Below are 16,256 nucleotides of genomic sequence, written 5' to 3' on the forward strand. Positions count from 1 at the left end.
GAAGATTGGAAGTGATTAGTTTTGATTGCTACTTTCCATCCTGAATTTGAAAAGAATTAAAGTTCAGATTGATGTAAAGAGGAAATTGTAGAACACAAAGCCATCGTACATATATCTTTATGTGGCTTTTGCTAGATATGTGAGGGCTTCCTCTACATAGCGTCAAGTGTAAAAATTCTGATAATGACATCTATGAAAGCGGTAAGAGAGAGTAACTCAAATCGTATTACCCATAAGCTGTAAAATTTCAAAGCAAAAGATTGAATAAACCATATAAACAATAATAATTATCATTTTGATTGTGTTTTATTTAACTTTTGTTAAAATTCACGTGCATTTTTAAGCAAATTTTAATATTAGTCTGATTTTAGGTGGGAAAATGGCCAAACACATAGCTCGACAATCTCTACTCGCAGTTTCAGTCCTAAGTAGTATGATGGCCTTTGCCCATGCTGCCGAAATGACAAATGAAGAGAGTAAACCACTCGATAAATCAGATGAAACTGTTAAATTAGAAACGATTGTTGTGACTGCGAGTGGATCTGGCGTTAATGTTAAAGATGCTCCAGCTTCAATTAGTGTAATTACCGCTGAAGAAATAGCAAAACGTCCTGTTTCTAGTATTGCGAACTTACTCGGTGAATTACCAGGGGCAGTGGGTGGCTATTCAAATGTTGGGCCAGGTTCAAAAATTGCATTTCGTGGTGCTCCTGACAAATATACTTTAATCCTAGTCGACGGTAAGCGAGTTGGTAACTCATCCTTGCTAGGTCATCGTCCTGATACAATTTCGCAAGATATTGACTGGATTTCTCCAGAAGTGATTGAGCGAATTGAGGTGGTACGAGGTTCAATGTCAACACTTTACGGCTCTGAAGCTGCGGGTGGCGTGATCAATATTATTACCAAGAAAATTCCCAATAAGCTTACGGGTTCATTAAGAACTGATTATAGCCAGCCTGATGGTAGCTATCGAGGTGATACCATTAATGTAGCTGCAAACATTGCAGGGCCAATTACGGATAATTTAGGTTTTAGACTTGGCGGCAACATCAAAAAAAGAAATGCCGATGAAGGTATTCAGAATGGTACTGGCGAGAATCAAGAGCAAAATATCTCGAGTCGTTTAAACTGGAAAATTTCTGATAACCAGGATTTTAATTTTGATCTAGGTTACGGCGTTGAGAAGAATCCACAGTTGAGTGAGGCTGAGCAAGCTGAATTAGGTACAGAACATTTTGGTGCTGACAAAATGGAGCACTACAATGTTGGTATTGGTCATGAAGGGCGTTTTGCTGATGGTTTAGTCACAAATGCAGACCTTTACTATAATCAATATGAAAATAAGACACCTGCATTTGCTGTAGACGGCGGTTCTAAAAGTAGTGAAACAGTTCTGGATCTAAAAGCCAATAAACCTTTAGATCTTTGGGGCCGTAAAAATGATCTGACCCTTGGTGCACAAGGAAAATATGAACAAGTCTCTAATGCATCAAACATCGGGAATCAATTGGTTCCTGATGAAAATGGCAATATCCAGACACCGGATAAGAATCCAGATGATTATTCTTGGTCCTTGTTTGCTGAAGACCAAATCCATCTACAAGATAATTTTATTTTAACTCTTGGCGGCCGTGTTGATGGCAGCAATGATTATGATCCTAACTTTAGTCCACGTATTTACGGGGTCTATCATCCAACAGATGCCTGGACTGTCAAAGGTGGTGTTTCGCGTAGTTTCAGAGCGCCGAATTTAAAAGAACGTTCAGGTTCATCTGGCACAAGTTCAATGGGCATGGGCTGTACCAGTTTAGCGCCTTATGGTTGGCAATCGGGACAATCATGCTACATGTTAGGTAATCCAGATCTTGATCCAGAAACCAGTACCAATTATGAAATTGGTTTTGGTTACGAAGAAGATGGGTATGGTGTTGATTTTACCTACTTCCTCAGTGATTACAAAGATATGATCGTAAATAACTACTACGGGCGAATTAACGGTATCTGGTATACACGTCAATCGAATGTTGAAAAGGCACGTACAAGTGGATTGGAACTGACTTATAAATTCCCATTGAATGATTATCTACGAGTGACGGGTAATGCCACTTATATGATAGAGTCAGAAAATAAAGCAACAGGTCAATCATTGGCTCAAGTTCCTGAATTTACTACCAACTTGGCGGTTTATTGGGATGTTACTGATCGTCTGAATACATTTGCTCGTGTACAATATCTCGGTAAACAAGCATTTACAGAGGCTGATCTTGTTGCAGGATCAGGCTCAGCAGGTAAAGAGTTATACTTCTCAAATGCCACAACAACGGGAGCCGTGGGTGTGAATTTTGATTATAGTGATTCACTCAGCTTGAGAGCGGGCGTTGAAAATATCGGTGGTGACAAAGTCAACAAGGGAAGTGTCGACTATGGTGATGCTCCACCAGCGACATATTACGTAGGTTTCACCACTCGATTCTAGATCGATATTTGAGTCATAAAACAGATCAGCTTATTTCAGTAATGGGCTGATCTATTTTTTGAATTATTAGATTATTCTGCTTAGGTAAATTGAATGAGTTCTTCGCAAGACGGTTATATTGTAGATGTACCTTATCCAACATTTGTACATAGACAAACGATGCCGTTGTGGCTGAATATGATTGTTCAATCAAAAGGCTTTTGTGCTCCTGATCTTGTAAAACCATATCGATATCTAGAACTTGGCTGTGCAATGGGAATTCATTTACACCTCACAGCTGCTGCAAATCCTCTGGGTCATTTTGTTGGTGTTGATTTTAACCAACAGCATTTGATGGTTGCACAAGAAGGTTTAGAAACGACCAGTATTGATAATATTGAATTTATTCACGCGGATTTTGAAAGCTTTTTAAATGCTGACATAGAGCCATTTGACTTTATTATAACGCATGGGGTCTGGTCTTGGATCTCACCTGAAAACCAGAATATTGTTGCGCAAATTGTTGATAAATTTTTAAAAAAAGACGGGGTTTTATACTGTAGCTATATGAGTCATCCTGGTGCCACTTCTTTGGTATCTATCCAGAAGTTGATGTTGGAAACGTCTAAGAATTTGCAAGGCGACTCAGCCACCAAAGCCGTACAAAGCCTGAATTTAGTTCGGCAAATTGGTGCAGCGAAGAGTGGATTATTTGAAAAAATTCCAGGTTTGAATCAAGAGTTATCTGAACTTGCCCAAGATAAGCCAAACTATATTGCCCATGATTTTTTATCAGAACATTGGCAACCTCAACATTCTGCCGATATGATCCAACGCTTTGGAAAGTTGGGACTTTCTTATATGGGGGGAGCTGGGATTATTGAAAACTTAGATAAGATCAGTTTGCCACCAGAAGTTCAAAAAGTGGTAAAAAGCTTACCCTTAATTACTTTACAAGAGACCGTTAAGGATATTGCACGCTATACCTTGCAGAGACAAGATATCTATGTAAAAAATAGAACTCAACTTAATCAACAACAGTTAGAAAACTATTATTCAACGGTGAAATTTGGACTATTACCTGCGGCTCCAGTTGGAAAGGATTTAAGTCTGGATGCCAAGCTCGGTAGAATAAAAGATGCCATCCAAATATTTGAAAAGATACTTAAGCTACTTAATAAACAGGCGCTTTCAACGCTTGAGTTGTCCAGCCTGCTCAAACAGAATCTATCTTTAAAACAGCTTATAGAAATTTTATTGGTTTTGATGTGGGCAGGTTATATTCATCCGTGTCAACACAACGAAATCCAGCCTAAGTTTGAGCAGTCTATGAATCAATGGCTATCGGATCAACAGTTGAATTGGGTATGTCTGGCAAAATATGGTACAGCGATTCAAATATAAGCAAATCATGATTTCTTACTGTTGATACGATTATGATAAATTTAATAGGCTCTTGTTATTGTAAGGGCTTATTTTTTGTCTGAATTTTCGCAATTTCAAGAAACAAGTCATCTTCTAATAACCAAAACAGTAGATTAGATGATCAACTTAGTCTGTTTTTCATAAGATTTGTGACTGTTAAAACGAGAATCAAAAAGCTTATTGTAGAATGTAGGGAAATGGATGGGCTTGGTTTATATTTCCTTTATTCATCTTGAATTAAAAACAACGGTTTCAACTTTTTGAAGGACACTTTATGTTTGTACTTGAGCCAAAGCATGTACATATGAATCTGCGTGCCAAGGATAAGGCAACAGCACTACAATGTTTAGTTAATATTCTGGTTGAAGATCAATTAACAACGGTTGAATATTTAACTGGCTTAGAGGCTCGTGAAGCACAGGGCGCAACCTATTTAGGGCAAGGAATCGCCATTCCTCATGGTACCCCTCAATCGCGTGAGTTTATTAAAGAAACAGGGATCCGACTTGCGCATTTTCCAGAAGGTGTGGTGTGGGACGGTGAACATAAAATTTATTTGGCTGTGGTAATTGCTGCAAAATCAGATGAGCATTTACAGGTTCTGCAAATTCTGACTCGTGCTTTAAATCACGATGTTAGTGTTCAGGTACAAACGGCAACCACGGCTGAGCAAATTATTGATATTTTGCAAGTTCGTCCAGATTCTTTGGTTTTGCACGAAAATTTAATCCAGACGCAGGCACATGTTGAAGATATTGATGATTTTTTCTGGGCAGCAACCAAGTTATTAAAACAACAAAAACTGGTGGAAGCGGGTTTCATTAGCCAGTTAGATCCTAAAAACCTGATTCAGATTCAGGATGCCATCTGGACGATTTCAGGAAAAAATTACGTTTCAGAAGCCGCCGTCAGTATTGTGAAATCCGATCAGATTTTAAATTTTGCACAGGGACAAATACAAACTCTAATTTGCATTGCCCAACATGAGCAACTGGATACCGTACAGTTGAATTATTTAATTGATCTTTTATTTCAGTCAAATATTCAACAGCAACTTCAATCTGAACAAAGTCGCCATGAAATCGCCAAGCTGATTGGTGCAGAAATTATTCCAGACTGGCCGTATCAACCTGTGGTGCTTGCCAATAAGCATGGTTTGCATGCTCGTCCTGCCACACAACTGGTCAATATCAGTAAAACATTTAAAGGCGACATTCAGGTTGCGGTGGATGGTGGAGCTTATGTATCTGCCAAAAGTCTGACCAAATTATTGGCTTTGGGCTGTCAATATGGACAGACCCTGACCTTTATTGCTGAGCCGAACACAGATGCCGTCGAAGGATTAACTGCGATTGTACAGGCCGTTAAAAATGGTTTGGGCGAAGAGGTTGAAGCGCTTGAGCAATCTGAAGCAGCTTCACTTGTTCAAGCAGAACCAGCATGGGAAGAAATTCTTGAGACCGATATACCTGCGCAGGGAACTGCTGCATCTTCGGGGCTTGCCTTTGGTCCAGCGCATGTGATTAAACCGAAAAAGTTTCAATATGAACGTTTTGGACACAACGTTAAAGCAGAAAAAGAAAAACTAGAAATCGCTCTTTATAGTGTCAAAAACAATATTCACCAACTGATTCTAAAAACCGAGATTGATGAGATCAGGCAGATCTTTAAGGCACATCTGGAAATGCTGGATGATCCAGATCTGATCCAGCAGATGCATCAGGGCTTAAATCAGAATCTAACGGCTGCTGCTGCATGGCATGACTATATTGAACAGGCCGCACAAACGCAGGCAGCGTTGAATGATCCGCTGTTGGCAGAACGTGCAGCCGATTTAAGAGATATTGGCGACAAGGTTTTAAGTGTGCTGTGTGATGAAGTCATGCAGCTTGAACCTGAGCAACCTTATATTCTGGTGATGCATGATCTTGGGCCCGGGGATGTGGCACGTTTAGACAAAGACCGCGTTGCTGGGATATTAACAGCGGTTGGTGGTGCATCGGCACATAGTGCGATTGTGGCACGTGCATTGGGAATTCCTGCTGTAGTCGGTGCGGGTGAGCAGATTCTAAATATTGAGGCACAAACCACGGTATTGATTAACGGGGATACAGGCGCAATTGATATTGATCCAACGCCTGAGCAGATCGAACAAGCGATTCGCGAGCGTGAGCAACAGAAACAGCGACGTCAGGAAGCGGAGCGCCATTGTCAGGAAGCAGCCGTCACCGTAGATCAGCATCAGGTCGAGATTGCAGCCAATATTGGTAAGATTCTGGATACTGCAAAAGCTGTCGATCACGGTGCAGAAGCGATTGGTTTATTGCGGACCGAACTGGTGTTTATGGCCCATCGTCAGGCACCGAATGAAATTACACAGGAAAAAGAATACCGTCATGTGCTGGATACCCTTGCAGGGCGTCCATTGGTGGTACGGACACTGGATGTTGGTGGTGATAAACCTCTACCTTATTTGCCGATTGCTGCTGAAGAAAACCCATTCCTTGGCTTACGCGGGATTCGACTGACCTTACGGAAACCGCAGCTATTGCGTCAACAATTGATTGCTCTAGTAAAAGCAGCGGATGGTCGTGCTTTACGGATAATGTTCCCAATGGTTGGGCGAATTGAAGAATGGCGGGCAGCCAAACATATTCTGGATGAGGTTTTAGCGGAATATCCATGTGAAAATCTTCAAGTGGGAATCATGATTGAGGTGCCTTCAGCGGCTTTACTGGCTCCATTATTGGCCAAAGAAGTGGATTTCTTTAGTATTGGCACCAATGATTTAACTCAATATACGCTGGCAATTGACCGTGGCCATCCCGTATTGTCTGCCGAAGCCGATGGTTTGCATCCAAGTATTTTATTATTGATTGATCAAGCTGTTCGGGCTGCGCATGCCCATCAGAAATGGGTAGGCGTGTGTGGAGAACTTGCCGCTGATCCCAAGGCTGTCCCGATCTTACTGGGATTGGGCGTCGATGAACTGAGTATGTCGTCATCCAGCATTCCATTGGTGAAAGCACAAATTCGTACTTTGAATTATCAGAATTGCCAGCAGCTTGCTCAACGCGCTTTACAGTGTGAAAGTGCCACAGCAGTCCGTGATTTGGTGGAGTTGAAGCATGGCTAAAATTTTAACAATTACTCTAAATCCAGCAATTGATGTCACGCTTGAGCTGGATGAGTTGCGCTTGGGTGAGGTCAATCGCCAGCAACAGGTGCAATACCATGCAGCAGGTAAGGGACTGAATGTTGCACAAGTACTGCATGATCTTGGACATGACCTGATTGTGTCAGGATTTTTGGGAAAGCAGAATCGAGCCTTATTTGATCAGCACTTTCAAGCGATGCAGTTTGATAATCAATTTGTCTATGTTGAGGGTGAAACCCGCCAGAATATCAAGATTGCAGAACTGTCTGGACGAATGACCGATATTAATGCGAAAGGTTTTCTGGTGTCTGAACATGACAAACAGGCCTTCTTTGCGCGTATTCAGGCATGTTGCCAAAACGTTGATTATGTGGTGATTGCTGGGAGTCTTGCGCAGGGTTTTAGCATAGATGATTTCAAGTATCTGATCTCTATCTTACACAAACAGCAAAAGCACGTTGCAATTGATAGCAGCGGACAGGCGCTGGTTGCTGCGATTGAAATGAATCCATGGATGATTAAACCGAATACGGATGAGTTACAGGAAAGTTTTGGTGAGTCTGTAGAACAGTTTTCACAGCAAGTTGCCTTGTTCCAGCGCTTAAATTGTCATATTGAACATATTGTCATTTCGATGGGCGAAGCAGGTGTCAACTGGATCAATCCAGCACTGGCGTTACATGCCAGCCCACCTAAAGTCACCGTAAAAAGTACTGTGGGTGCTGGCGATTCATTACTGGCGGGCATGGTGCATGGTCTGGTAAGTGAAATGACGCCTGAGCAAACCTTAAAAACTGCTACGGCAATTGCCAGTCATGCGGTGAGTCAAATCGGCTTTCGTGTGCCTGGACCTGAGCGATTGGAAGCGCTAAAACAACAAACCATGATCAACACTCTGGATAAGTCTGATGCAAACAATTAAATCTCTTTTATTTGTGATCAATTCGCAACAGTATGTCAATGCGTTGATTCTGGCAAAAAAACTGGCGCAGATTGCGCAACAGCAAGGCTATGACAGCGCGATCATTTCTGTGCAGGATGAGCTTCCTGAACAAGATTTTGATACGGCTGTGTTTATTGGACAGACACCATCACAACTTGAAGCTTTCAATGATTATGCTGTTGCAACCATTTCACTCCAGCAAGCGATGGATAATGCCGAGCAGTCTTTGCAGGATGCTTTGAGTAATACCAAGACAGTTGCACAATTGGCAACACAACCCAACGATCAGCGACAAGCACAGAATTTTGTTGCGGTGACAGCTTGTCCTACGGGTGTGGCACATACCTTTATGGCTGCGGAAGCATTACAGCAGGGTGCAGCCAAATTGGGTTATCGCATTCAGGTCGAAACGCAAGGTTCAGTCGGTGCTAAAAATATCCTGACCGATGAGGCGATTGCTGCTGCGGACATTGTGATTTTAGCCACGGATATTGAGGTCAATACAGATCGCTTTGTCGGAAAACGTGTCTATCGTTGCGGGACAGGCTTTGCACTGAAACAAACCGATAAGGCTTTTGCAGAAGCAATGACGGAAGCCAAGGTCTTAGAATCGTCTAAACAAAATAGTCAAAAGACCAATCAAGACGCCGATAAAGAAAAAACAGGTGTCTATAAGCATCTTTTAACTGGCGTGTCGTTTATGTTGCCAATGGTGGTGGCGGGTGGTTTGCTCATCGCGCTATCCCTTTGTTTTGGACTGAATGCGGCTGAGGAGGCTGGAAGTCTAGCCGCTGTGTTAAAGCAAATTGGTGCGGCTGCCTTTAGTTTGATGGTGCCAATGCTGGCTGGCTATATTGCATATTCAATCGCTGACCGTCCAGGCTTAGCACCGGGTCTGGTTGGTGGCCTCATCGCAACTCAATTAAATGCGGGCTTCTTAGGCGGGATCGTTGCTGGCTTTTTAGCGGGTTATATCGCTTTATTCCTTGCCAAAAAAATCAAGCTTCCAACCAGTCTGGAAGCCTTGAAGCCGATTTTAATTGTGCCCTTGTTGGGAACATTATCGGTCGGTCTGATCATGTTCTACATCGTGGGACATCCTGTCGCGCAAATTTTTGAGATGATGAAAGATTTTCTCAACAATATGGGAACCACCAATGCCGTGCTGATGGGGATCGTACTGGCTTCAATGATGTGTATTGATTTAGGTGGCCCGATTAACAAAGCTGCTTATGCTTTTACAGTCGGTTTGTTGACCACCAATACCTATATGCCGATGGCTGCGACCATGGCTGGGGGAATGGTGCCTGCGATTGGGATGGCAATTGCAACTTTATTGGCTAAACAAAAGTTCAACCAAAGTGAGCGAGATGCAGGTAAGGCTGCCTTTGTGCTGGGGCTATGCTTTATTTCTGAAGGGGCGATTCCATTTGCTGCCAAAGATCCGATTCGGGTCATTCCAGCTTGTATTGCAGGTGGGGCAGTGACTGGTGCATTGGTTGCATTGTTCCATTGTGAGTTGGTGACACCGCATGGTGGGATCTTTGTGTTGCTGATTCCAAATGCGATTAGTCATGCTTGGCTTTATCTTGCAGCCATTGCGATTGGTAGCTGTATTACAGGTGTAATTTATGCGTTACTAAAACGCCGTGAAGTGGTTGAGGTACAGGCTGCCTAGGTTTTAGTTCCTATCTGTTAAAATATATAAGGTAGATTGTTGGGCACAATGATCTACCTTTTTATTAAGAATTGCATTCTATTTGTAAGATAAAGCGCTTTAGAAAAGCCAAATGAAGCGCACTTAACTTGGCTAAAAACATATTTACTTTAAGTTTTGATTAAAGAAACGAGTCATCTTATCAAACGGAATCATGTCAACACGGTCATACAGGTCAACATGATTGGCATTTGGAACTATATAGAGTTCTTTCGGTTGTGCTGCTGCTTCATACGCTGTTTCACTAAAGTAACGTGAATGGGCTTTTTCACCATGAATAAAAAGAATAGGGCGCGGTGAGATTTCTTTTATATACGTTAAAATGGGCATATTCATAAATGAAATTGGTGTCGTCACTGACCAAGCATTGCCAGAGTTGACTGCACGAGGATGATAGCCACGAGGCGTCATATAGTAGTCATGATAATCGACTAGGAATTGTGCCTCGCCACCTTTTAATACATTATAAGGTGATTGATAGGCAGGCTCGCCATTTTTTGCATCGATCCAACGTTGAGCATTGAGTTGTTCTAGGGTTTTGTTACGCTGTTCAGGTGTGACACTGTCATTATATCCTTTAGACATCACTCGGGTCATATCGTACATCGTGCTTGTAACAACGGCTTTGACACGTTTATCTACCGCAGTCGCATTGAGTGCCATACCGCCCCAACCACAGATTCCGATCATTCCAATGCGGTTTTGGTCAACGTTGGGTTGCAGTCCGATAAAGTCTACCGCTGCACTAAAATCTTCGGTATTGATATCTGGTGAAGCAATATTGCGTGGCTCACCACCACTTTCACCTGTATACGATGGATCAAATGCAAGCGTAATAAAACCACGTTCCGCCATTGTTTGTGCATAGAGCCCAGAAGATTGTTCTTTTACAGCTCCAAATGGACCACCAACCACGATCGCTGGAAGTTTAGCTTTAGCATGTTTAGGGATATACAGATCAGCAGCGAGAGTAATGCCATAACGGTTTTTAAAGGTCACTTTCTGATGTTCGACTTTGTTACTTTGCACAAAAGTCTTGTCCCATTTGGTGGTGAGTTTTAACTCCTCATTGGCCAATGCACCTTGGTTCATAGCTAACGCTCCAATACTCAGGCTAAGAATAGCAAAAGTTTTTTTTAGAAAACGGTGTGGTGTTGCAGGTGCTTCAGAAGACATAGGGTTCATTCCTGTTATTTTGAATCAATTGAGATCGTGACCTTAAAGGGCTTATTGTCTGAAAATGCTTTTGGCAAAGTATTGAATTTGCCCAGATAAATGAGGTTGTTGGCAACACCATCGAAGTCTTTGTAAAAGATAGCGAGATTGCCCCAAGGGGCGTAATAGGCAATATCGCCAGTCTTGGCTGGATGTCCCTTTGGAGCTCCCTGTGAGGTCAGTTTTTCAGGCAGATAGGCAATTTTTTCTGCTGCTGCGTAATCAGTCAGTTCTAAACTAAGAGGAAGCTGTCTAATAAAGTCCTGTGTAGTCGGTGAATCTTTTAAGCGAACAAATACTGGCTGAGCTGAGCCTTCGATATCAAAACGAATATTCATACTGGAAACCTTTTGTGAAGCAGATTGTTCTGCATGGGTTTTTGCTTGTGTAGATGCAGTGATCCCAAGTGTCAGGACAAGCAGAGCAACGCCACCAATAACCGGAAAGTCAGGTTTAATTTCTTGCATCATGTTGTTTTCCCAATCAGGTAGCAGTTAACGTTTTAAACGTCAGCATGAACTTAACTTGTCTGCTGAAATGATTTGTTCATCAGTATAAAGGCGAAGATGGCCAAGGATTAGCCCCTAAAAATGGTATAGTCCTATGAATCTCATTCATAAATTCAGGGTTAAAATAATTTTTATTCTGAAGAAATTGCTTTATTGAATCCTAATTGATGAATTAGGCTCATAACTCTATTCGTGGAAAGGTACTTATTCAGGTGATGCGGTATCTTTATCATGGCTGTCTGATTTTTATAGAGAGAGCCTATGACATCTCAATCTTCCGAGATAGAGCAGCAGCCCGCATACTGGAGTGGCGTAGTTGCCATGACCTTGTGTGTATTTGCATTGATCGCCTCCGAATTTATGCCTGTCAGTTTATTAACACCGATTGCCAAAGATTTAAGTGTTACGGAAGGCTTAGCTGGATATGGTATTGCGATTTCAGGTGCATTTGCGGTTATCACCAGTCTATCGATTTCACGTCTAGCAGGCAGCATCAATCGTAAAACCTTGCTGCTTGCCTTGACTGCATTAATGGCAGTTTCAGGAGCGGTGGTTGCACTTGCTCCCAATTATTGGTTCTACATGTTTGGTCGGGCGTTGATTGGTGTAGTTGTGGGGGGCTTCTGGTCAATGTCAGCAGCAACGGCGATTCGTCTTGTACCGAACAGCCAAGTGCCGAGAGCCTTGGCAATTTTTAACAGTGGTAATGCCTTGGCAACGGTAGTGGCACCACCTCTGGGAAGCTATTTGGGGGCAATGATTGGCTGGCGTGGCGCTTTCTTTTGTTTGGTGCCTGTTGCGATACTTGCTTTTATCTGGCAATGGATCAGCCTTCCCTCATTAAAAAACAAAGCTTCTACTTCCAGCTCATCAGCAGGGATACTTCATCTGTTGCAGCAACCTATTGTCTTGGTTGGCATGTTAGCAACGGGTCTACTGTTTATGGGACAGTTCTCGCTGTATACCTATATCCGTCCATTTCTGGAAACGGTGACGCAGACCAGTGTATCTACATTATCTTTTACTCTGTTTGTGATTGGGGTCATGGGCTTTGTCGGTACGCTGTTAATCGGCTTTGCATTAAAACGTCATTTCTATGGAACTTTAATTGCTATTCCACTTCTCATGGCAGCCATTGCTTTCACATTAATTGGCTTTGGAACATGGACCGTTTTGGTCATCGTGATGCTAGGGCTATGGGGCCTGCTTGGAACATCCGCACCTGTGGGATGGTGGAGCTGGATTGCCCAGACTTTCCCGAATAATGCAGAAGCAGGCGGGGGCTTATTTGTCGCCATTGTTCAGCTATGTATCGCATTGGGTTCAACTGTTGGTGGTCTATTCTTTGATCATAGTGGCTATCAGACAACTTTTGCGATGAGTGCAATTCTTTTAATTATTTCTGCTGCTTTAACACTTTGGGTTTCACGCTTGAAAGTGGCATAACAATTGATATCTTAAGGAATTATTTATGCAATATACATATTTAGGACGTACAGGTTTACAAGTCAGCCGTATTACACTGGGTACAATGAATTTCGGAGAGTTAACTGATCAAGCCACCAGTTTTAAAATCATGGATGAGGCGATAGAGAAAGGAATTAATTTCTTTGATACTGCAGATGTGTATGGTGGGCCACAATCACCCGATATGGAAAAGGGTTTTGGGACATCAGAGGAAATTATTGGTCGCTGGTTAGCTCAAGGCGGGCGTAGAGATAAAATTGTTTTGGCAACCAAAGCGTATCAACCGATGGATACAGGCCCAAATGATCGAAGATTATCTGCGTATCACATCAAACGTGCTTGTGAAGCCAGTTTGAAGCGTTTAAAAACAGATCATATTGATCTCTATCAAATGCATCATATTGACCGGAATACACCATGGGAAGAAATCTGGCAGGCCATGGAACAGTTGATCCGTGAGGGTAAAATTACCTATGTGGGTAGTAGTAATTTCGCTGGTTGGGACATCGCCACTGCTCAATGTATGGCCAATGCTCGTCATCAGCTCGGTTTAGTATCAGAGCAAAGTCTGTATAACCTGACCCAACGTAGTATTGAACTGGAAGTGATCCCGGCAATACGTCATTTTGGTATTGGTTTAGTTCCGTGGAGTCCGATAGGTATGGGCACATTAGGTGGGGTTTTTGATGAGCTTCCACAAGGTAGTCGTAGAGCAACCCCAGCATTACAACAGCGGATCCAAGCACTTCGCCCACAACTTGAAGCTTATGAAGTTCTGTGTGCTGAACTAGGCCAAAGCCCTGCATTGGTCGCTTTGGCTTGGTTATTACATCAACCTGCTGTGACTTCCGTGATTAGTGGCGTTCGTACCGTAGAGCAGTTACAGGAAAATATCAAAGCATTGGATATACAGCTTTCAGTAGAAACAATGGCAAAACTTGATGAGATCTGGCCGCCTTGTGGAGAAGCACCGCAGGCCTATGCTTGGTAACAATTGCCCTGTTAGATACTGGTCTAACGGGGCATTTTTTATTTTAATGGACATGATTCATAAGCAAAAGAACAGAAGGTCTGTGTGTAAAAATTAATAGAGTTATGCGTGTATTTTATGAATAATAGATTCCATATAAAGTCCAGAATGAGTGGACGATACATATACTGAAAAAATGAATTTGATGAGGAAACAGCCTTGATTAGCAGAGAAAATTATAACGATTTACATGCTTTTCTAATGGTAACAAGAGAAGGAAGCTTTACCAAGGCGGCGGGCAAACTTGGGGTTTCCCAATCTGCCCTGAGTCATACGATTCGGGGTTTAGAGGAGCGATTGGGAATATTATTGTTAAACAGGACGACACGGAGTGTTTCACCCACAGAAGCTGGGGAACGTTTAAGACAAACCATTAGTGCCAGCTTTGACCAGATTGACAATGAACTGACATTACTCAATACGTTTCGGGATACGCCCGCAGGTAGAGTGAGAATCAATGCTAGCAGCCACGCTATACAACATATCTTGATTCCAAAACTGGCAAAAATTGCGCATCTTTATCCAGATGTTGAAGTAGAGTTCAGTGCCAATAATGGGATGGTCGATATTGTGGCGGAGCACTTTGATGCTGGAGTGAGATTTGGTAGTCGTGTCGCTGATGGTATGGTGGCCGTTCGTATTGGCGAAGATGTTAAAATGGCTGTGGTTGCAACACCTGAATATTTCCAGCAACATGGAATGCCTCAAACCCCAAAAGATCTAGACCAGCATCAATGTATTGGTTTTAGATTAATGACCCAAGGTGGAATCTACGCTTGGGAATTTGAAAAAGAAAAACAGGAATTTAAAGTTAAGATTAATCCGCAATGGGTATTTAATGAAAGTTTTGATATTGCCCAAGCTGTGAAGGCGGGTATGGGACTGGCCTATATTCCAAAAGACATGATAGAAAAAGAAATTCAGCAGGGCGATTTAGTTCAGGTCTTGGAGGAATATAGTATCCAGTTTTCAGGTTACCATCTTTATTATCCTCACCGCAGACAACAATCTTCTGCATTCAGGCTCGTGATTGATTTACTGAGAATCTAATCAGATCAATAAAATTAACTGACTTCGAATAGCTACTTTAATATCTCCTAATTTTTTACCCTCTATTTTATTCATCTTGTATTTATTGTTATGATATAACATATCTTTGTTTGTTTTTTGATTTTATGTCTGCTTTATCTCAACGTTTACAAGCGATTGATGCGCTCAGAGGGTTGGTGATTCTTATCATGATGGTTGATCATGTACGGGAAACATTTTACTTGCATCATCAAGTTCCAGATCCGATGGTTATTTCTGAAACAGAAGGATCACTATTTTTTAGCCGAGTCTTAGCCCATCTTTGTGCACCTGTTTTTGTGGTGCTTACAGGTTTATCTGCTTATCTCTATCAAGCCAAGAACAATAGTCTTGCGATGACGCGCGAATTTTTATTGAAGCGTGGTTTATTCTTAATTGGGCTAGAATTGCTGATTGTCAATTTCGCATGGACAGGCCAGTTCCCACCTGATGTGATTTATTTACAAGTCATTTGGGCAATTGGTTTTAGTATGATTGCCTTGGCGTTATTGGTTGGGTTGCCGCAAAAATTGCTGTGGGGCATCAGTCTGCTGATCATTTTTGGACATAATTTAATGGACAATATTTCATTCGCACAAGGTTCTGTCATGAATGGGATATGGTTGGTCTTACATGAGCGGGGCTGGATAAACTTTGGAGATGTGCTACGGGTCAGAACATCGTATCCCGTCTTGCCCTGGATTGGCGTGATAACTTTAGGTTATTGTCTTGGCCACGTTGTTTTTGGCAAACCGAAAACGACTCAGCAAAACAATCGTATGCTCATCACTTTAGGTTTGATTGGCATTGCCTTATTTCTCGTATTAAGGGCGCTCAACATTTACGGTGACCAACCTTGGGAAATGATGCCAACGTGGAGTGAAACAGTGATGAGTTTCCTGAACCTGACCAAATATCCACCTTCATTATTTTTCATTTTATGGAATGTCGGTATCGGACTTATTGTTCTGGTGTTACTCCAGAAGGTTGAAACCAAAAACTGGATTAAGCCTTTAATCATATTTGGCTCTGTGCCTATGTTCTTCTACATCGTGCATTTATTTGTGCTTAAAGCGTTATATGTCATTGCTGTAGGTATTTGGGGACATAATTATGGAAATTATTATGGCGTGGATCACATGGCTACAGTGTGGGGAATCGCGATAATCCTAAGCATTCTGTTATATCCAGTGATGCTGAAATTCTCTTCCTTTAAACACCGCAATAAGCATATTCCTTTACTAAAATATTTTTAGTTTTTGAAAAA

At 42.0% G+C, this 16,256-nt stretch carries 11 protein-coding genes; 9 read left to right on the forward strand and 2 right to left on the reverse strand.

Annotation, left to right across the window (positions count from 1 at the left end):
- The first annotated feature begins 379 nt into the window (after window positions 1-379).
- The 5 genes from AWW72_RS14225 to AWW72_RS14245 all read left to right on the forward strand — a co-directional run bounded on the left by AWW72_RS14225 (window position 380) and on the right by AWW72_RS14245 (window position 9,661).
- The gene (locus AWW72_RS14225; RefSeq protein WP_062847774.1) at window positions 380-2,479 is read left to right on the forward strand and encodes a TonB-dependent receptor plug domain-containing protein; all 2,100 of its coding nucleotides are present in this window, start codon (window positions 380-382) and stop codon (window positions 2,477-2,479) included.
- 93 nt (window positions 2,480-2,572) lie between these two features.
- Entirely contained in the window at window positions 2,573-3,862 is a 1,290-nt protein-coding gene (locus AWW72_RS14230; protein ID WP_062847775.1) for a class I SAM-dependent methyltransferase, read from the forward strand.
- A 295-nt stretch (window positions 3,863-4,157) separates the two neighbouring features.
- The gene (gene ptsP, locus AWW72_RS14235; RefSeq protein ID WP_062847776.1) at window positions 4,158-7,019 is read left to right on the forward strand and encodes a phosphoenolpyruvate--protein phosphotransferase; all 2,862 of its coding nucleotides are present in this window, start codon (window positions 4,158-4,160) and stop codon (window positions 7,017-7,019) included.
- Window positions 7,012-7,962, forward strand: coding sequence for a 1-phosphofructokinase (gene pfkB / locus AWW72_RS14240; protein ID WP_062847777.1), 951 nt, complete (start codon window positions 7,012-7,014; stop codon window positions 7,960-7,962). Before ptsP ends, pfkB begins: the two co-directional genes overlap by 8 nt.
- Window positions 7,949-9,661 carry a fructose-specific PTS transporter subunit EIIC gene (locus AWW72_RS14245; RefSeq protein WP_062847778.1) on the forward strand — a complete coding sequence of 571 codons (1,713 nt, stop codon included), beginning with the start codon at window positions 7,949-7,951 and terminating at the stop codon, window positions 9,659-9,661. The genes pfkB and AWW72_RS14245 overlap by 14 nt, the downstream gene beginning before the upstream one ends.
- 144 nt (window positions 9,662-9,805) lie before the next feature.
- Here the strand turns inward: AWW72_RS14245 and AWW72_RS14250 are convergent, their stop codons facing one another.
- Both AWW72_RS14250 and AWW72_RS14255 read right to left on the reverse strand, forming a co-directional pair.
- Window positions 9,806-10,876, reverse strand: coding sequence for an alpha/beta hydrolase (locus AWW72_RS14250; protein WP_062847779.1), 1,071 nt, complete (start codon window positions 10,874-10,876; stop codon window positions 9,806-9,808).
- A 14-nt stretch (window positions 10,877-10,890) separates the two neighbouring features.
- On the reverse strand, window positions 10,891-11,385 hold the full coding sequence (locus AWW72_RS14255; RefSeq protein WP_062847780.1) for a cyclophilin-like fold protein: 495 nt from the start codon (window positions 11,383-11,385) through the stop codon (window positions 10,891-10,893).
- Between the two features lie 300 nt (window positions 11,386-11,685).
- On the opposite strand from AWW72_RS14255, the gene AWW72_RS14260 reads away from it, so the two are divergent.
- From AWW72_RS14260 to AWW72_RS14275, 4 genes are all read left to right on the forward strand, one after another.
- Window positions 11,686-12,870 carry an MFS transporter gene (locus AWW72_RS14260; RefSeq protein WP_062847781.1) on the forward strand — a complete coding sequence of 395 codons (1,185 nt, stop codon included), beginning with the start codon at window positions 11,686-11,688 and terminating at the stop codon, window positions 12,868-12,870.
- Window positions 12,871-12,895: 25 nt separating this feature from the next.
- Window positions 12,896-13,882, forward strand: a complete 987-nt coding sequence (locus AWW72_RS14265) for an aldo/keto reductase (protein WP_062847782.1) — start codon at window positions 12,896-12,898, stop codon at window positions 13,880-13,882.
- A 198-nt stretch (window positions 13,883-14,080) separates the two neighbouring features.
- The gene (locus AWW72_RS14270; protein WP_047428505.1) at window positions 14,081-14,971 is read left to right on the forward strand and encodes a LysR family transcriptional regulator; all 891 of its coding nucleotides are present in this window, start codon (window positions 14,081-14,083) and stop codon (window positions 14,969-14,971) included.
- Window positions 14,972-15,096: 125 nt separating this feature from the next.
- Window positions 15,097-16,245, forward strand: coding sequence for an acetyltransferase domain-containing protein (locus tag AWW72_RS14275; protein WP_062847783.1), 1,149 nt, complete (start codon window positions 15,097-15,099; stop codon window positions 16,243-16,245).
- Window positions 16,246-16,256 lie beyond the last annotated feature (11 nt).

Origin of the sequence: Acinetobacter sp. NRRL B-65365 (genome assembly GCF_001605865.1) — a bacterium.
In the GTDB taxonomy this organism is placed as follows: domain Bacteria; phylum Pseudomonadota; class Gammaproteobacteria; order Pseudomonadales; family Moraxellaceae; genus Acinetobacter; species Acinetobacter vivianii.